17 protein-coding genes and 2 tRNA genes are annotated in these 16,472 nt (G+C 64.0%); 8 read left to right on the top strand and 11 right to left on the bottom strand.

Annotation, left to right across the window (positions count from 1 at the left end):
• Positions 1–155: 155 nt before the first annotated feature.
• The 3 genes from valS to IEX24_RS18000 all read left to right on the top strand — a co-directional run bounded on the left by valS (position 156) and on the right by IEX24_RS18000 (position 3,658).
• Positions 156–2,834: a valine--tRNA ligase gene (gene valS / locus IEX24_RS18010; RefSeq protein ID WP_188680826.1), complete on the top strand. Its 2,679-nt coding sequence runs from the start codon at positions 156–158 to the stop codon at positions 2,832–2,834.
• A gap of 82 nt (positions 2,835–2,916) precedes the next feature.
• Complete coding sequence (locus IEX24_RS18005; protein ID WP_188680824.1) at positions 2,917–3,360, top strand: GNAT family N-acetyltransferase; 444 nt, start codon at positions 2,917–2,919, stop codon at positions 3,358–3,360.
• Positions 3,361–3,403: 43 nt separating this feature from the next.
• Entirely contained in the window at positions 3,404–3,658 is a 255-nt protein-coding gene (locus IEX24_RS18000) for a hypothetical protein (protein ID WP_229715512.1), read from the top strand.
• A gap of 126 nt (positions 3,659–3,784) precedes the next feature.
• On the opposite strand, the gene IEX24_RS17995 is transcribed toward IEX24_RS18000, so the two are convergent.
• From IEX24_RS17995 to IEX24_RS17970, 6 genes are all read right to left on the bottom strand, one after another.
• Positions 3,785–4,984, bottom strand: coding sequence for a benzoate/H(+) symporter BenE family transporter (locus IEX24_RS17995; RefSeq protein WP_188680822.1), 1,200 nt, complete (start codon positions 4,982–4,984; stop codon positions 3,785–3,787).
• Positions 4,985–5,067: 83 nt separating this feature from the next.
• On the bottom strand, positions 5,068–6,354 hold the full coding sequence (gene clpX / locus IEX24_RS17990; RefSeq protein WP_275411960.1) for an ATP-dependent Clp protease ATP-binding subunit ClpX: 1,287 nt from the start codon (positions 6,352–6,354) through the stop codon (positions 5,068–5,070).
• A gap of 178 nt (positions 6,355–6,532) precedes the next feature.
• Positions 6,533–7,213, bottom strand: a complete 681-nt coding sequence (locus IEX24_RS17985) for an ATP-dependent Clp protease proteolytic subunit (protein WP_188680818.1) — start codon at positions 7,211–7,213, stop codon at positions 6,533–6,535.
• A gap of 38 nt (positions 7,214–7,251) precedes the next feature.
• On the bottom strand, positions 7,252–7,863 hold the full coding sequence (locus tag IEX24_RS17980) for an ATP-dependent Clp protease proteolytic subunit (protein ID WP_188680816.1): 612 nt from the start codon (positions 7,861–7,863) through the stop codon (positions 7,252–7,254).
• A gap of 272 nt (positions 7,864–8,135) precedes the next feature.
• Entirely contained in the window at positions 8,136–9,494 is a 1,359-nt protein-coding gene (gene tig, locus IEX24_RS17975) for a trigger factor (RefSeq protein ID WP_188680814.1), read from the bottom strand.
• 104 nt (positions 9,495–9,598) lie between these two features.
• Positions 9,599–9,672 (bottom strand) — tRNA-Pro (locus IEX24_RS17970).
• A gap of 96 nt (positions 9,673–9,768) precedes the next feature.
• Between IEX24_RS17970 and IEX24_RS17965 the strand changes: the two genes are divergently transcribed.
• From IEX24_RS17965 to IEX24_RS17955, 3 genes are all read left to right on the top strand, one after another.
• A tRNA-Gly gene (locus tag IEX24_RS17965) sits at positions 9,769–9,839 on the top strand.
• A 98-nt stretch (positions 9,840–9,937) separates the two neighbouring features.
• Positions 9,938–10,216 (top strand): helix-turn-helix domain-containing protein, encoded by a 279-nt coding sequence (locus IEX24_RS17960; protein WP_307821499.1) that lies wholly within the window; start codon positions 9,938–9,940, stop codon positions 10,214–10,216.
• The gene (locus IEX24_RS17955) at positions 10,209–10,673 is read left to right on the top strand and encodes a Clp protease N-terminal domain-containing protein (protein WP_188680812.1); all 465 of its coding nucleotides are present in this window, start codon (positions 10,209–10,211) and stop codon (positions 10,671–10,673) included. The genes IEX24_RS17960 and IEX24_RS17955 overlap by 8 nt, the downstream gene beginning before the upstream one ends.
• A 159-nt stretch (positions 10,674–10,832) precedes the next feature.
• Here IEX24_RS17955 and IEX24_RS17950 read toward each other — a convergent pair whose 3' ends face one another.
• Entirely contained in the window at positions 10,833–11,546 is a 714-nt protein-coding gene (locus tag IEX24_RS17950) for a DUF3800 domain-containing protein (RefSeq protein WP_188680810.1), read from the bottom strand.
• Between the two features lie 200 nt (positions 11,547–11,746).
• Here IEX24_RS17950 and IEX24_RS17945 point away from each other — a divergent pair, with 200 nt between their 5' ends.
• The gene (locus IEX24_RS17945; protein ID WP_188680809.1) at positions 11,747–12,235 is read left to right on the top strand and encodes a Dps family protein; all 489 of its coding nucleotides are present in this window, start codon (positions 11,747–11,749) and stop codon (positions 12,233–12,235) included.
• A gap of 136 nt (positions 12,236–12,371) precedes the next feature.
• Positions 12,372–12,587: a hypothetical protein gene (locus IEX24_RS17940; RefSeq protein WP_188680807.1), complete on the top strand. Its 216-nt coding sequence runs from the start codon at positions 12,372–12,374 to the stop codon at positions 12,585–12,587.
• A gap of 21 nt (positions 12,588–12,608) precedes the next feature.
• On the opposite strand, the gene IEX24_RS17935 is transcribed toward IEX24_RS17940, so the two are convergent.
• The 4 genes from IEX24_RS17935 to IEX24_RS17920 all read right to left on the bottom strand — a co-directional run bounded on the left by IEX24_RS17935 (position 12,609) and on the right by IEX24_RS17920 (position 16,471).
• A complete protein-coding gene (locus IEX24_RS17935) occupies positions 12,609–14,165 on the bottom strand; it encodes an amidohydrolase (protein ID WP_229715510.1) in 1,557 nt (518 codons plus the stop codon).
• The gene (locus IEX24_RS17930) at positions 14,158–14,913 is read right to left on the bottom strand and encodes an FMN-binding negative transcriptional regulator (RefSeq protein WP_188680803.1); all 756 of its coding nucleotides are present in this window, start codon (positions 14,911–14,913) and stop codon (positions 14,158–14,160) included. Before IEX24_RS17930 ends, IEX24_RS17935 begins: the two co-directional genes overlap by 8 nt.
• Before the next feature lie 81 nt (positions 14,914–14,994).
• Positions 14,995–15,912 (bottom strand): Fpg/Nei family DNA glycosylase, encoded by a 918-nt coding sequence (locus tag IEX24_RS17925; RefSeq protein WP_188680801.1) that lies wholly within the window; start codon positions 15,910–15,912, stop codon positions 14,995–14,997.
• 7 nt (positions 15,913–15,919) lie between these two features.
• Positions 15,920–16,471 carry a ribose-5-phosphate isomerase gene (locus tag IEX24_RS17920; RefSeq protein WP_188680799.1) on the bottom strand — a complete coding sequence of 184 codons (552 nt, stop codon included), beginning with the start codon at positions 16,469–16,471 and terminating at the stop codon, positions 15,920–15,922.
• Position 16,472: the final 1 nt, after the last annotated feature.

The raw sequence follows: 16,472 nt of genomic DNA, 5'->3' as shown, positions 1-16,472 counted from the left end.
CGCACAGAAGGCCGACACTCGCGGGCGAGGGTGTCGGCCTTCTCGCGTGCGCGGGCAGCGCTGCGGGGGCGATGAGCCTCGCGGGATAGAATGGGGCTACCAACACAATCAGGCACCTTTGACTCGGTGCCGCCTATATGCCTGGAGGCTTCACCATGACCGCTATCGTTCCCGACAAACCAGCGCTCGAAGGCCTCGAAGGCAAATGGGATGAGTTGTGGAGCGAGCGCGGCACGTACCGCTTCGACCGTGCGCTCGCGAACGGGGAGCTGGCGGGGCGCGCCGATGTGTACTCGATCGATACACCTCCGCCCACGGCATCCGGTTCTCTGCACATCGGGCACGTGTTCTCGTTCACGCACACCGACCTCATCGCCCGATTTCAGCGCATGCGGGGCAAGAAGGTGTTCTACCCGATGGGGTGGGATGACAACGGCCTGCCGACCGAGCGTCGCGTACAGAACTACTACGCCGTGCGTTGCGACCCGACGCTGCCTTACGACGACACGTTCGAGCCGCCGTTCGAGGGCGGCGACAACAAGAGCTCAAAGGCGGCCGACCAGAAGCCGATCTCGAGGCGCAACTTCATCGAGCTCTGCGAGCGCCTGACCGTCGAAGACGAGAAGCAGTTCGAGACGCTCTTTCACCGGCTGGGCCTGAGCGTCGACTGGGGCCAGACCTACCGCACCATCGCCGACTCGTCGATTCGAGCATCCCAGCTCGCCTTCGTGCGTAACGTGAACCGCGGCGAGGCCTACCAGGCGCAGGCGCCGACGCTGTGGGATGTCACGTTCCGCACCGCCGTGGCGCAAGCCGAGCTTGAAGACAAAGACCAGCCCGGCGCCTATCACCGCCTTGCTTTTCACCGCCACGGATTCGGCGCGAGCGACGACGCGACAGCAAGCGCCGACATCTTTATCGAGACCACCCGCCCCGAGTTGCTCGCCGCGTGCGTCGCACTGGTCGCGCATCCCGATGACGAGCGCTACCAGCCGCTCTTCGGCACGACCGTCACCACTCCCCTGTTCGGCGTCGAGGTGCCCGTTGTGGCGCACCACCTCGCGCAGGCCGATAAGGGATCGGGCATCGCGATGATCTGCACATTCGGCGACCTCACCGATGTGATCTGGTGGCGCGACCTCGACCTGCCGAACCGCGCCATCATCGGTTTCGACGGCCGCATCATCAGCGAGGCGCCCGACGTCATCACCACCGAGACCGGCATCAACGCCTACTCGGCGATCGCCGGTAAGACGGTGTTCTCGGCCAAGCAGGCGATCGTCGAACTGCTGCGCGATTCGGGTGAACTGATCGGTGACCCGAAACCGATCATCCACCCGGTCAAGTTCTTCGAAAAGGGCGACAAGCCGCTCGAGATCGTGTCGACGAGGCAGTGGTACATCCGTAATGGCGCGCGCGATGAAGTGCTGCGAGCGCGACTGCTCGAGATGGGCGCCGAACTCGACTGGCACCCGAGCTTCATGAAGGTGAGGTACGACAACTGGGTGAACGGCCTCACCGGCGACTGGCTCATTTCGCGCCAGCGCTTCTTCGGTGTACCGATTCCCGTGTGGTACCCGCTCGATGCCGACGGCAACCCGCGCTTCGACGAGCTGATCGTCGCGTCTGAGGCGTCACTGCCTGTCGACCCGTCGACCGATGCCGCGCCAGGGTTCGACGAGACCGAGCGCAACACGCCCGGCGGTTTCATCGGCGAGCTCGACGTGATGGACACCTGGGCGACCTCGTCGCTCACCCCGCAGCTCGCCGGCGGCTGGGAGCGCGACGACGAGCTCTGGCAGCTCGTCGCTCCCTACGACCTGCGCCCGCAGGGCCAAGACATCATTCGCACCTGGCTCTTCTCCACCTTGCTGCGCTCAGCCCTCGAAGACGGCCGCACGCCCTGGCAGAACACGGCGCTCTCGGGCTTCATCGTCGACCCCGACCGCAAAAAGATGTCGAAGTCGAAGGGCAACGTCGTCACGCCGTCAGACGTGCTCGAGACCCATGGCTCCGACGCCGTGCGGTACTGGGCGGCTTCGAGCCGGCTCGGCACAGACGCCGCCTTCGACCCGCAGAACCCCACCCAGATCAAGATCGGCCGGCGCCTGGCCATCAAGGTGCTGAACGCGGCGAAGTTCGTGTACTCGTTCACGCTGCCCGAAGCGCCGGCCGGCGGCGCCTTCGCCGTGACGCACCCGCTCGACCTCAGCATGCTGAGCAAACTCGAAGAGGTCATCACCACGGCAACGACCGCCCTCGAGGCCTACGACCATGCGCGAGCGCTCGAAGCCATCGAGAGCTTCTTCTGGACGTTCTGCGACGACTACCTCGAGCTCGTCAAAGAGCGCGCCTACAGCGCCTCGTCAGATGCGGCGGCCAAAGCCTCTGCGGTGATCGCACTGCAGGCCGCCATCGACGTGCTGTTGCGCCTGCTCGCCCCGTTCATTCCGTTCGCCACCGAAGAGGTGTGGTCGTGGAGCCACGGCGATAGCGAGTCCATTCACACCGCGGCCTGGCCCACGGGGGTCATCGACGGCAGTGGTGCGGCTTTTGCTCCGGATGCCCGGCCAGCCCTCCCGGCACACGAGACCCTGCTCGGGCTCGCCGGTCAGGCTCTCGTGGGCATCCGTCGCGCGAAGACAGACGCGAAGGTGTCTCAGAAGGCGCCCGTATCGTCTGCGACCATCGAAGGCCCGACAGCCGCTATCGCCGAGCTCGAGTTGGCGGCTGACGACCTGCGCGAGGTCGGCAAGATCGCCGCGTTGTATTTCGTTGAAGCAGACGAATTGGCCGTGCGTGAAATCGTGCTCGAAACGGGTAGTGTCGAGTGAAACTTCTGCAGAGACTGACGAAGTGACAACCGGCACCACCAGTACTACTCACGAAGCGGCGACACAAGAAAGGCACACAACGATGGCGTTGACAGTCAGGCCTATCACCGACCACGACTTTTTTCCGTGGTACGACCTTTACGTTGCCTACGGCAAGTTCTACGAAACCGAACTCGAGGGCGACCGAGCAGTGCTCGTGTGGAGCTGGCTCATCGACCCGAACCACGAGACTGAGGCACTCGTTGCCGAAGACGACGGCAAGCTCGTGGGCGTGGCGCACATTCGCGAATTCGCACGGCCCCTCGCCGGTGAGCGTGGGCTGTACCTCGATGATCTGTTCGTCGATCCGGATGCCCGTAACTCGGGTGTCGGCGCGGCGTTGATCACCGAGGTGAAGAACATTGCTGCCGAACGTCACCTCGGGGTCGTGCGCTGGATCACCGACGAGAACAACGAGACGGCACAGCACCTCTATAACAAGCTCGCGAACCGTACGGCATGGGTCACCTACGACCTCGTGGTGTAGCGTTTCTCTTTTCCCTTCACCCGAGTGACCCTGGAGTAGCAGAATGATTTCCGTCGGAACCCGCTGGTCAAGCGGCGACGAACCCCCCACCCGACTACCTCAGGTCGTCATCGACGCCGTTCTCGACGTCGAAGGCGAACTCGCCGAGCAGAACGTCGACACCTCGATGTGGTACTGGACTCTGACCTGGCTCGAAAACCGCCCCGTGGTCGAGTTCGACGACGGAACCCGCATCGACTACAACCCCGACCTCGACGAGGCCACCGTCTCCCAGTCAGACGACTTCACCGACGACTAACGCGGCTGCGGCGCAGCGCCCGGCGGCGCGCTAAAACAGCGGAAATTCGACACCTGCAGCCGCTATGCAGCGGAGCCCCGCACAAATTGCCGCTGTTTTCGCGATGGGCATCGTCGGCCGAGTCGGCTAGGTGCGGCGACGAGGCCACGGTGAGGCCGACCAGAGCATGATGAGGGCCCCGACGAGCAGGCCCCAGAAGGCGCTGCCGATGCCGATGATGGCGATGCCTGAGGCGGTGACGAGAAAGGTTGCTGCCGCCGGAATGCGGTGTGCGACCTCTTCGATGGCGTTCGAGAGGGCGCCCACGAGAGCCCCGAGCAGCGCCAAGCCGGCGACCGCAGTGATGAGGATGGGCGGAGACGCTGAGATGAGCGCGACCGCCACGCCCGCTCCGAGCCCGAACACGATGTACACGAAGCCCGACGTGAAGGTGGCGACCCAGCGCTTCGATTTGTCGGGGTGCGAATCGGGGCCGGCCATGATGGCGGCCGTGATGGCGGCGAGGTTCAGCGCGTGGGCACCGAAGAACGCCCCGACGACCGTCGCCGCTCCCGACGCCACGAGAACCGGCCGCGGGGGCACCGTGTAGCCGAACGTCGACATCACCACGAAGCCAGGCACGTTCTGGCCGGCCATGGTGACGATGAACAGCGGCAGGCCGAGGCTCACGATGACCAGCGGGTCGAACGTGGGCAGCACGAAGGTCAGCTCTGGCACGAGCGACGTCGAGGCCGCCGTCAGCCAGCCGGTACCCGCAGAGATGCCGATCGCTATCGCCGCGACCGCCATGGCCGCCGGCACGGCCCAGCGCGGAGCAATGCGAAACAAGATCAGCCAGACCAGAACGACGGGAATGGCCAGTGCCGGAATCTGCACGACGGCCAGCACCGGCGCCAAACAGATGGGAAAGAGGATGCCCGCCAACATCGCCGACGCAATGGACTTCGGTATGCGGGTGATCGACCGCCCCAACGCCGGCCAGAGACCGCACAGCACGATCAAGACGCCGCACACGATGAACGCCCCCGCCGCCGCCGAGAAGTTCTTCGTCGTCGCCGACGCCGCGATGAGCAGCGCGGCCCCGGGCGTCGACCACGCGAACGAGATGGGCATGCGGTAGACCCGGGCCAGCACAATGCAGAGCACGGCGACCCCGAAACACAGTGCCAGGAGCCCGGAGGAGGCCTGAGCATCCGTCGCCCCGACAGCGTGCAGGCCCGCGATGACTAGCGCGAACGAGCTGGCGAACCCCGTGATTCCGGCAACGATTCCCGCCGAAATGGGTTGCGCCAGAGATCCTCCGAAGGCGGGCTCAGGCCGCGACACGGCCGAAGCCGGGCGCTCGCGCGCGGCCGGATTCGGCCGCTGCGCCGGGCGGGAACCGGCGCAGCCAGAAAATCAACACAGCGTTACGCCGACTTCTCTACGCGTCGAGCGGAGACCGACTCGCGCGGAACGATGGTGGGCGCGGCGTTGCTCACCACGGCCTCGCGCGTGATAATGACCTTGGCTACCTCGTCTGTCGAGGGCACCTCGAACATGACCGGGCCGAGCACCTCTTCCATGATGGCTCGCAGGCCCCGAGCGCCCGTCTCGCGCAGCACGGCGAGGTCGGCGATGGCTTCGAGGGCGTCTTTTTCGAAGTCGAGCTCAACGCCGTCGAGTTCGAACATGCGCTGATACTGACGAACGAGCGCGTTACGCGGAACGGTCAGAATCTGCATGAGCGCGATCTGGTCGAGCGGCGTGACGGTGGTGACCACGGGCAGACGGCCGATGAACTCGGGAATCAGCCCGAACTTGTGCAGGTCTTCGGGCAGCACCTCGCTGAAGAGGTTGATGTCGTCGCGCTTGGAGTGCAGCGGGGCGTTGAAGCCGATGCCGCGCTTACCCGACCGCTCAGCGACGATCTCTTCGAGCCCGGCGAACGCGCCGGCCACGATGAAGAGAACGTTCGTGGTGTCGATCTGAATGAACTCTTGGTGCGGGTGCTTACGGCCGCCCTGCGGGGGTACGGATGCAACGGTGCCTTCGAGAATCTTCAGCAGCGCTTGTTGCACACCTTCGCCCGACACATCGCGGGTGATCGACGGGTTCTCGGCCTTGCGCGCGATCTTGTCGATCTCGTCGATGTAGATGATGCCGGTTTCGGCCTTCTTCACGTCGAAGTCGGCGGCCTGCAGCAGCTTCAGCAGAATGTTCTCGACGTCTTCGCCGACGTAACCGGCTTCGGTCAGCGCGGTGGCGTCAGCGACGGCGAACGGCACGTTCAGCTGCTTCGCGAGCGTCTGCGCGAGGTACGTTTTGCCGCAGCCCGTGGGGCCGATCAGCAGAATGTTGCTCTTGGCGATTTCGACCTCATTGGCGACGGCGTCGGCCGAGGTGAGCGTGTTGCGGGCGCGAACCCGCTTGTAGTGGTTGTACACCGCGACCGAGAGTGAGCGCTTCGCCTGCTCCTGGCCGATGACGTACTCTTCGAGAAACGCGAAGATCTCTTTGGGCTTCGGCAGTTCGAACTCGCTCGACACCTCTTCACCCGTCTCAGACAGGCGCTCTTCGATGATCTCGTTGCACAGTTCGACACACTCGTCGCAGATGTAGACCCCCGGGCCCGCGATGAGCTGCTGCACTTGCTTCTGGCTTTTACCGCAGAACGAACACTTGAGCAGGTCAGCGCTCTCCCCGATGCGTGCCATGTTCATCCTCCTCGTAAAAACCTGTGACGTCAGCCTAACCCGTGCCGCCGACACTCGCCGCCATTGGGCAAGGGATCGTCATATTCGGCCCTCAGTGTTCACCACGAGCGAAGAAGTTCGCCTTAAACAACGAAGTGGATGCCCGGGGGACGGACATCCACGGTTCGCTGTTTCGGGCTTATTTGACGAGTGCCGGCAGGTTCTTACGCGAGGTGAGAACCTGGTCGATGATGCCGTACTCCACGGCGTCGGCAGCGCTCAAGATGTTGTCGCGGTCGATGTCTTTGTTGACCTGCTCAGGCGTGCGGTTCGAGTGTGCCGAGAGCGTCTCTTCGAGCCAGGTGCGCATGCGCAGAATCTCGCGCGCCTGAATCTCGATGTCTGACGCCTGGCCGCCACCCTGGCCACCGCTGGAGGGCTGGTGGATGAGGATGCGCGCGTTGGGCAGAGCAAGACGCTTGCCCGGCGTGCCGGCCGCGAGAATCACGGCTGCGGCTGACGCCGCCTGGCCGAGGCACACGGTCTGGATGTTCGGCTTGACGTACTGCATCGTGTCGTAGATGGCCGTCATCGCGGTGAACGAGCCACCGGGTGAGTTGATGTACATCTCGATGTCGCGATCGGGGTCTTGGCTCTCGAGAACGAGCAGCTGGGCCATGACGTCGTCAGCCGAAGCGTCGTCGATCTGCACACCCAAGAAGATGATGCGGTCTTCGAAGAGCTTCGCATACGGATCTTGGCGCTTGTAACCGTAAGCCGTGCGCTCTTCGAACGTGGGCAGAATGTAGCGGTTGGAAGGCGTGGTGCCGTTGCCGTAAGGCGAGGCAATCGGCATTCCGCCGAAAGTGGGGGTTTCCATCTAATTGTCTCTGTTCTTTATGGTGTCGTCAGTGGCGACTAGTTGGCTTCGGAAGGAACGCTGTCAGCGACCTCAGTGCCGCCACCACCGGCGACGTCGGAGGAGTACTCCCGCACGTAGTCGACGAAACCGTACTCGAGCGCCTCTTGCGCGCTGAACCAGTTGTCGCGGTCACCGTCGATGATGACCTGCTCGGGGGTCTTGCCCGTTTGCTCGGCCGTGAGCTCGGCCATGCGCTTCTTCATGTCGAGAATGAGGTTGGCCTGGGTCTGAATGTCGGCAGAGGTTCCGCCGAATCCACCCGACGGCTGGTGCAGCAGAACGCGGGCGTTGGGCGTGATGTAACGCTTGCCCTTCGTGCCCGAGCTCAGCAGAAACTGGCCCATCGAGGCGGCCATGCCGATGCCCACGGTGACGATGTCGTTCGTCACGAACTTCATGGTGTCGTAAATGGCCATGCCCGCGGTGATCGAGCCGCCGGGAGAGTTGATGTAGAGGTAAATGTCGCGCTTGGGGTCTTCTGCTGCAAGAAGCAGAATCTTGGCGCAGATCTCGTTCGCCATATCGTCACGAACCTCTGAGCCGAGCCAGATGATCCGGTCTTTCAGAAGACGTTCGAAAACGCTGTTCGGCATCGCCATATCGGCCATGTGTGTCGCTCCAATTCACTTGCGGTAATTCGAATGTAGTGGAGCGCCAGAGCGCTTATCGCCCTGTTCGCTTGCGGCAGAGCGCAGCGTCGCCTGCGTTCGCGGCATGGGCGGCAGTTTCGTCGGAGCTAACGCGATATGCCAACGTAGTGCGCCCATGTGCGACGTGCTCCGACGAAAGTCCCGTCGGGTGAGCGGATGCCCGTGGGAGCCGTCCGGGCGCGAAAAAGGGCCCCACGGTCATCCGCGAGGCCCTCGTTCGTGGCGCGTGGCTAGTGGGAGTGGCCCTCGTGGTCGTGGCCCTCGTGCTCGTCGGCCGAGTCGACGACGTCGACGAAGGGGGCGTCTGCGTCGCGAGTCACGGTGGTGAACTCGGAGACGTCGACGGCCTTGCCGTTGGTGTCGGTGACGACGGCTTTGTCGAGAACGATGGCGAGCGCCTTGTTGCGGGCGACCTCGCCGACCATGGCGGGAATCTGGCCGTTCTGGTCGAGAACCTGAACGAACTCCTGCGGCTCCATGCCGTACTGGGCGGCGCTCTGGATGAGGTACTGGCTCAGTTCGTCTTGCGAAACCTTCACGCCCTCTTTCTCAGCGACGATGTCGAGGAGAATCTGGGTCTTGAACGTGTTGGTGCTCGACTCGGTGACCTCGGCGCGGTGCACGTCGTCTTCGAGGCGGCTCTCGTTCTCGAGGTGACGGTGCACCTCGTCTTCGATGAGCTTCGGGGGCACGGGAACGTCGACCAGCGCGAGGAGTGCATCGAGGGTCTTCTGCCGAGCATCCGACACCTGACCGAACTCTTTCTGCTTGCCGACCTGAACCTTGAGGTCTGCCTTCAGCTCGTCGATGGTGTCGAATTCGCTCGAGATCTGGGCGAAGTCGTCGTCAGCCTCGGGCAGCTCGCGCTCTTTCACCGAGTTGATGGTGACGGTGATGAGGGCGTCTTTGCCGGCAAAGTCGCCGCCGAGCAGGGGCGCCTCGAACGAGGTGGTCTCGCCCGCCGTCAGCGAGTCGATGACGCCATCGAGACCCTCGAGCAGCTCGCCAGAGCCGACCTCGTAGGAGATGCCGGTGGCGTTGTCGACCTCGGCGTCGTCGATGGTGGCGATGAGGTCGAGCTGAGCGAAGTCGCCCGTCTTGATGGGGCGTTCGACGGTGACGAGGGTGCCGAAGCGGGTGCGGAGGCGCTCGAGCTCTGCGTCAACCTCTTCGTCGGTGACGTCGATGGGGTCGACGGTGACGGGCAGGCCCACGTAGTCGGGCAGGTCGAGGTCGGGACGAACATCCACTTCGATAGCCAGCTCGAGGTCACCCGAGAAGTCTTTCTTGCTCGGCCACTCGACGATGTCGGCCTCGGGGCGGCCCAGGGGGCGCAGCTCTTGCTCTTCGATGGCGGCGCGGTAGAAGCTGTCGAGACCGTCGTTGACGGCGTGCTCGAGCACGGCCTCTTTACCGACGCGCTGATCGATCAGGGGCGGCGGAACCTTGCCCTTACGAAAACCGGGAATGTTCACCTGGTCGGCGATGTGCGTGTAGGCGTGATCAATGCTGGGCTTCAGCTCTTCGGGGGTAACCGAGATGGCGAGCTTCACGCGCGTGGGGCTGAGCTTTTCGACCGTGGTCTTCAAAACAATCTCCTGAAATGCTGTTGAATCTGGGTGTGTCTGAATCTGGGGTTGTGTGCGTCGAACGAAGCAGACTGACGACCGGATACGCCGGTCAGGCCTGCATGTCGGGGCGACAGGATTCGAACCTGCGACCTCTCGGTCCCAAACCGAGCGCTCTACCAAGCTGAGCTACGCCCCGGGAAATAAACCTCGGCAAGCCTAGCGCACAAGCATGGGGTGAACCTGCGCCGCCTGAAACCTGTACTACGATGTTCGGGTGCCTGTTAGGGCGCGCGGGGATGTAGCTCAATGGTAGAGCCTCAGTCTTCCAAACTGATCACGCGAGTTCGATTCTCGTCATCCCCTCTCCGCTGTTCGTCTTCTGCGTTCTCGCCGCAGAAGACGCCATTACCTTTTCGAGCTCGACCTCATGGCGGCCACCTTCCGATTGTGCGGCGGCCCTGATGGCGGCTGCTGTTTTGTCAGTTTGGGTTGACAAGGCGATGGCGTCAGTTCAGACTGACGGTATGGAAATGTGGAACCCGGAGCACTTGAGCACCGCTGACCCGGCGACAGGGCTGCGCGCGGTTGGCGCACTGCATCGGCTCGCCGAGCAGATCGAGGCGCTCTATGTCGATGAAGCACGGCGCGCGGGATGGTCGTGGGAGCAGATCGGCGACGCGCTCGGCGTCAGACGGCAATCGGTTCACGCCAAACACGGAAAGCGAGAAAGTGATGTTTGAGAAATTCGCCCACTCGGCACGCGTGGCGGTAGAGGATGCCCGTTTCGAGGCTGAGCGCCGAGGAGACCGCCGTATCGGAACCGACCACCTGCTCATCGCGCTACTCGAAGATGACGAGGTCGCGCAGATTGTGGGCGTCGATGCCCGCGAGGCGCATGAGACGGTCGATCTCCTCGACCGAAACGCCTTGGCGGCGATCGGCGTCGACCTCGGCGAGTTTCGTTCCACGTCGCGCACGTCGTTGAGCAGGCGCTCACCACTCATGACGTCGGGGGCGAAGACGGTCATCCAGCAGTCACTGGCGAATGCTGCAGCCGCGCACGCGCGCACGATCACCTCGCAACACATTCTGCTGGCGTTGCTCGACCGCCACGAGCCCGACCCCGCTGCGGCACTTCTTGCGGCGCTCCCCGTCGACCAATCGGCGCTTCGCGAGCGGCTGAGTGCGGCGACGTAGGAGCCATTGGACGAGAACGTCACACTGACAGCGGAGTGGTTTAGGATTAGATGAGCAGGACGCCGAAGGGCCTCCCGCACCCAGCCAGAATCCCGCGTCGCGTGCGCGGGTTCTGTGTTTAACGCCTCGGTGTCAGGCTCCTTCGCGCACACACGATGGTCAGTTCGGCGACCACACGTAGTAGAAGCGACACGCCAGCATTACATTGGCCCATATGTGGTCGACCGCCGCTTGCGAGCGCGGGTCGGTTTCGATCTGCGTCTCGTGTCGGTTCACGAAGTAGGTTGCAACGTCTGAAAGCTGCAAGAGCCGACTCGAATGCGAAGGGCCGAAGTAAATCGTGTCGGCGATTCGCTCACACTGCCTGCTCGTGTAACCGAAGACGCTGGACGCTTTGAAATTGCGGAGGTTTCTGCGACTGTCTGGCGCAGAATGATGTTCATCGGCGACGACGAGAGCCATCGACTCAGCATGATTGTCTTTTGCGAGAATCATTTCGATTGTCTCGAAAGTGTGGGCTGTGCACACATTGTGAGGCGCAAATGGATTTCGGTATCGTGCCTTCTGGGCATTCACGTCGATGCCGCGGAGAAGGTAGCGCGCGCCCGAGTTCACAAGAGTTTTGCTGAGAAGTTTGCACGCCTTCACTCGCCAACCCAAGGGCACGTTCTTCCAGGCTCCTTCGCCGTGAAACATCTCGTACCCGTGAAACTCCGTCGACGCGTCGAATCCCGGAACATCGGCCGAAATCATTTCGCCGATGTGATCGAGACTGGTCTCGATCGCGACGATGGCCTCATCATCTACGACGACGGTTCCCATGAAATAGAAGTCGTCGTTTCGAGCGGACTCGTCGAGGTACGCGATGAACATTCACAACTCCTTGCAGATCTGATGTGAGCATATGTCATATCATTGAACACGATGACCACAAGCAGGTTCTCGGCGGTTCGCGAGCGGCTGAGTGCGGCGGAAAAGAGGTAACGCTTACCTTCGTTAGCCGAGCCTTTGCTTGCTTGCGCGAGATTTCAGGGTGAGTAGCGTGGGGGTATTACTTCACGAAGGGAGACGTCATGTCTGACGTTGTCACCACCATCAAGAGTTCTTCGAACCCCGATGTGGCCGCAGCCGCAGCCCAGTTTTTGAGCCAAGTCGTCATCGATTCGCAGGCGCTCGTCATCAACGGCAAGCAGGCCCACTGGCACGTTCGCGGCGCGAACTTCATCGCCGTGCACGAGCTGTTCGATGAGGTCGTCGAGCGCGCAGAGGGATACTCCGACGACGCCGCCGAGCGAGTTGTCGCCCTTGGCCTGCCGATCGATGCCCGAATCGGCACTGTCGCGGCGAAGACCACGCTGCCCGAACTGCCCGCCGGTTTTCAGCCCGCCGACGTGATGATCGCGTCGCTCGTCGCATCGATCGATGCCGTGCTGGTCAGCGTGAACAAGGCCATCAAGGAGCTCGGCGAGATCGACGCGGCAAGCCAAGACGTCGTGATTCAGATCGCGCGCAGCCTGGAGAAAGACCGTTGGTTCTTGTTCGCGCACGTCGCTGCTGTGTGAGCTGACTCAAACGGTGCCGCACAGCGCCGAGCCGTACGGCTTGGCTCCGTGCTGGTGAATGGGGATTCCTTCGGGGATCCCCATTTTTTCATTAACTGCTTTGATGCGACCTCAGCATAAGTGATAAAGTCTCATCATGATTCCTATTCCGCAACCTCGATCGGGCGACCAAAGCGCGTCTCCCCCGCCGATGCCGCCCGGGCCGCCGACACCGCCAGCGCGCGGCGGCCGCCGCTTCGGGCTGATGGCGCTTCGGTTCTTGCCTCAGAGCCTTTCCGGCATACGGCTTGGCCGTGGTCTGAGCGGTTTTGTGGCCCTCGCGGCCATCAACCGCGGTGGCCCGAACGGATGAGACACATCACACCTCGCGCGATCAGAGGGCTAGGTGGGTGGCGCGACCGGCTAGGAAGGTTGCGGCGACCGGCATGGCTCGAAGGTCGTCGGCCGGGCTGGTGAGCGGATCGCGCTCGACGACCGCGAGGTCGGCGGCCATGCCGACGCCGATCGAGGCGAGTCGGTTCGTCGAAGCGGTAAGGGCGGCCTGCGCCGAAATGCGCTGCTCCGCATGCCAGGCGGGGCGGCCGTCGCGCGAACGCCCGACTGCCGCCGCCATGGTCTGCCACGGGTCGAGCGGGGCTACGGGTGCGTCAGATCCGAGCAAGAGTGCGGCTCCGGATGCACGGAGGCTCTCAAAGGCAAAGGCTCGGTCGGTGCGGCCGTTCCAATACCGATCGGCCACGTCACGATCATCCATCGCGTGCTCAGGTTGCACACTCGCCGTGACACCGAGTTCGGCGAACCGAGAAAAGTCGGAATCCGAGACGAGTTGGGCGTGTTCGATGCGTCCGCCAGAACCTAGTCGGGCGAAGACGTCGAGCGCGAGGGCGTTCGCGTGGTCGCCGATTGCGTGCACGGCGGGGGTCAGGCCCGAGGTGGATGCGCGTTCGAGTGCGATCAGCAGGGCATCCGGAGCCACCGTCAGAAGCCCGTGCGAGTGAGCCTGACCTTCGAGGCCCTCGTATTCGTCGAAGCAGTAGGCAGTGCGGGTGTTGAGCGAGCCGTCGGTGATGATCTTGAAGGGGCCCACGGTGAGCAGCCCTGCCGTGTCGGGTATCACCTCGCCGGTTCGGAGGCCCGCCTCGATGCTCGACTCGAGATGCTCGGAGTAGATTCCGAACGCGACCCGCAGCGAGTCGATGCCGCTGGCGATTCGGCGACGCCAATCGGTGAGGTTGTCGCGCATTTCGAGGTCGACGACTCCCACCACGCCGAGCCGCGCCGCTGCGCGCGCTGCGTCGGCGACCAAGGCATCGGCCTCGAGATCGGGTACGTCGTCGAGTCGGCGCAGCAGGGCGAAGCAGTCGTCTTCGCGCAGTCGGCCGGTGGGACGCCCGCGCAGACCATAGAACGCGAGCGCCGCCGAATTGAGCCAGCACCCGTGCAGGTCAGCGCTGCTCAGCACCACGGGGCGTTCGCCCGAAACCGTGTCGAGCAGGGTCGCCGTGAGTGCGTTGGTGTCGGGCCAGAGGCTGTCGCGCACTCCGTAGCCGATCAGCGGGGTGATCGCGGCAGGAGTAGCCGAGCTCGATGACGCCTGTAGCGGGTCGATCGACCCGACCCCGCCAGCCTGCGGTGCCCCGTCGAGGGCGTTCAGCGTCGACCGCAGTCGGGCGAGTAGATCGGTAGCCGAGGTAGCGAGACCGAGATCGATTCGGCGTCTGAGGAGCGACCACTGGGTGAAGTGCACGTGGTTGTCCCAGAGGCCCGGAATGACGAACCGACCGTCGAGGTCGATTGTCGCGGCTCCCGCAGGTGCGCGAACGAGGCCCGACGGCACGATTGCTCGAACGCGCGAGTCGGCGAGAAGCACGTCGCACTCGCCGTCGTGGCCCGGAATGCGCCCGCGACGGAGAAAAACGTCGTCAGTCACCTGTCGCGCCCATTCCGTCGCTGGCCGCAGCCACGTCGTGCTCAGCCGCATTCGCGGGGTCGGCCGCATTCGCGGGGTCGGCGGATTTCTCGGGCTCGGCCATCGGCGGGGTGGCCGCAGGGCGCGGGTGCACGCGGCGCATCTCCGCGGCGAGGTCGGGGTTGCGGTAGTTGTCACCCTCGGTGAGTTCGTGGATGATGCGCTCGACCGTTTCGGCCGGCCGGTTCTGGCTCAGCTTCGACTTCGCCTCGATGCGGGTCGCCGTGAGGCGAAAACCGACGGTGCCCGAGCTGATGCGCGCGGCGTAGGCGGCGTTCTGCAGCGTTCCGTTCATGCGGCGTGGTTCGGGCATCCGGTCTTCGAAATGGTCGACGAGGCCGGCGAGCACCTCGAGGTTTTCGGCGTCAGAGAGAATCTCGGGGGTTCCGTGCAGGTGCGCCACCACGAAATTCCAGGTGGGCACGGCCGGGTTCGCGTCGTACCAGCCCGGCGAGATGTACCCGTGGGGGCCCTGGATGATGGCCAGAACCTCGTGCTGCCCGAGTTCGTGCAGCCGTTCATCCGGTCGCCCCACGTGACTGAGAATGGCGACTTCACCCTCGGGCACGTTCTCGTCGAGCATGATCGGGTAGTGCGAGGCGACGAGGCCGTTCGAAGTCTGGCTGACGATAGTGGCGAAGCCATACTCGCGAACGAGTCGGCGGATCTCTTCGAGGTCGTCGAGCCTGAAGGCAGGGGTGTCTCTCACGAGGCGCTCGATTCGACGTGGCAGGCGGGAGCCCCAACGCACTGAGCGGCGCGCCGAAGACCACGCCTACGAGCCATGCGCTCACGCCTGGTCAACGGGGCACCAGTACAGCTTGCGGGCGGCCATCATTTCCATGAGGATGTTCGTTCCGCACACGCGGCACGGCAAACCCTCGCGTTTGTAAACCCAGTGACGGTCTTCGCGGTTCGCCAGTGCGAGTTCTTGGGCGGCGGGGTCGAGGCCGTCCATCGTGAGCATCTGCCCGGTACGAATGCCAAGGTCGAGCAGGTAGACCCAGTCGCGCCACAGCCCACGCGCTTGCTCTTCAGTGACCTGTTTTCCGGGAGTATGCGGGTTCAGCCGTGCGCGAAAGAGCATTTCGGCGCGGTAGACGTTGCCGATTCCGCTGACAACCGACTGATCCATAAGCAGCTGGCCGACGGCAGTGGGCTTCTTGCGCAGGCGCGTGACGAAGCGCTCTTCGGCTTCTGGGCTGTCGTCGGTGGCGGGGTCTGGGCCGAGGCGATCGACCACCTCGGCGAGTTGCTGCGGGTTGATGACCTCGCACATGGTGGGCCCGCGCAGGTCGGCGACGCTGTCGTCGGTCGCGAGCCGCACCCGCACCGCGCCGACGGGTTCGGGCGGAAAAGTCTCGAGGTCGACGTCTTTCGCCTGCTCGGTTTCAGACATGCGCACAGCGCGGCGTAACCGGGGTGCGCCGATGCTGCCGAGCGCCTCAGACTCGGCGGTGATGGGCGAGATGATGCCGAAAAAGTCCCAGGCGCCATAGATGCCGAGGTGGATGCGCAGCCAACGGTCGTGCTCGAAACGCAGAAACATCTGCTTGCCCACGGCGCGGGCCTCGAGCATCCGTGTGCCGTCGAGTTCTGCAGCCCCTGCGGCGAATCGGCCCTGCGGTGAGCTCACGGCGATGGGATGCCCGACGAAGTCGCGCTCGAACTGCAACGCAATTCGGTGTACTGAATGGCCTTCAGGCATGAGGTGCTTAGCCCGCGTCAGCCGCGGAGTCGCCCGTCGCCGATGCTCCCGCCGGAGCAGCCGGGTCAGGGTCGGCGCCCACGTAGATGCCGGCGATGGCGCCCGTGGCCTCGTATTCGGCGAGTTGGGCGATGCGGCGAACGTGACGTTCTTCGAGCGAGAACGGCTCGTTGATGAACGTGTCGATGAAGGCCACGGCCTCGTCGACGGTGTGCTGGCGGGCGCCGATGGCGATGAGGTTGGCGTCGTTGTGCTGGCGGGCGAGCAGTGCGGTCGACTCGCTCCACACAAGGGCGGCGCGTGCGCCTGTGACCTTGTTGGCGGCGATCTGCTCGCCGTTGCCTGACCCGCCGAATACGATGCCGAGCGCTTCGACGCCGGCCTGCTGGTCGCGCACCACGCCGAGGGCGGCGTTGATGCAGAACGAGGGATAGTCGTCGATCGGGTCATACGAACTGGGCCCGTGGTCGATGACCTCGTGGCCGGCCGCCGTGAGGTGTTCGAACAGATGGCGGCTGAAGTCGAGCCCCGCGTGGTCGGTGCCGAGGTGAATGCGCATG

Source organism: Subtercola lobariae (genome assembly GCF_014640255.1).
GTDB classification, from domain to species: Bacteria; Actinomycetota; Actinomycetes; order Actinomycetales; family Microbacteriaceae; genus Subtercola; species Subtercola lobariae.
The sequence above is the reverse complement of the archived record's forward strand: the minus strand, read 5'-3'. Positions and strand labels throughout refer to the sequence as shown.

Excerpts from the sequence above, each read along its gene's own strand:
- valS (WP_188680826.1), top strand. The coding sequence starts at position 156 with ATGACCGCTATCGTTCCCGACAAACCAGCGCTCGAAGGCCTCGAAGGC.
- IEX24_RS18005 (WP_188680824.1), top strand. The coding sequence starts at position 2,917 with ATGGCGTTGACAGTCAGGCCTATCACCGACCACGACTTTTTTCCGTGG.
- IEX24_RS18000 (WP_229715512.1), top strand. The coding sequence starts at position 3,404 with ATGATTTCCGTCGGAACCCGCTGGTCAAGCGGCGACGAACCCCCCACC.
- clpX (WP_275411960.1), bottom strand. The coding sequence starts at position 6,354 with ATGGCACGCATCGGGGAGAGCGCTGACCTGCTCAAGTGTTCGTTCTGC.
- IEX24_RS17985 (WP_188680818.1), bottom strand. The coding sequence starts at position 7,213 with ATGGAAACCCCCACTTTCGGCGGAATGCCGATTGCCTCGCCTTACGGC.
- IEX24_RS17980 (WP_188680816.1), bottom strand. The coding sequence starts at position 7,863 with ATGGCCGATATGGCGATGCCGAACAGCGTTTTCGAACGTCTTCTGAAA.
- IEX24_RS17960 (WP_307821499.1), top strand. The coding sequence starts at position 9,938 with ATGGCGGCTGCTGTTTTGTCAGTTTGGGTTGACAAGGCGATGGCGTCA.
- IEX24_RS17955 (WP_188680812.1), top strand. The coding sequence starts at position 10,209 with ATGTTTGAGAAATTCGCCCACTCGGCACGCGTGGCGGTAGAGGATGCC.
- IEX24_RS17950 (WP_188680810.1), bottom strand. The coding sequence starts at position 11,546 with ATGTTCATCGCGTACCTCGACGAGTCCGCTCGAAACGACGACTTCTAT.
- IEX24_RS17945 (WP_188680809.1), top strand. The coding sequence starts at position 11,747 with ATGTCTGACGTTGTCACCACCATCAAGAGTTCTTCGAACCCCGATGTG.
- IEX24_RS17940 (WP_188680807.1), top strand. The coding sequence starts at position 12,372 with ATGATTCCTATTCCGCAACCTCGATCGGGCGACCAAAGCGCGTCTCCC.
- IEX24_RS17925 (WP_188680801.1), bottom strand. The coding sequence starts at position 15,912 with ATGCCTGAAGGCCATTCAGTACACCGAATTGCGTTGCAGTTCGAGCGC.
- IEX24_RS17920 (WP_188680799.1), bottom strand. The coding sequence starts at position 16,471 with ATGCGCATTCACCTCGGCACCGACCACGCGGGGCTCGACTTCAGCCGC.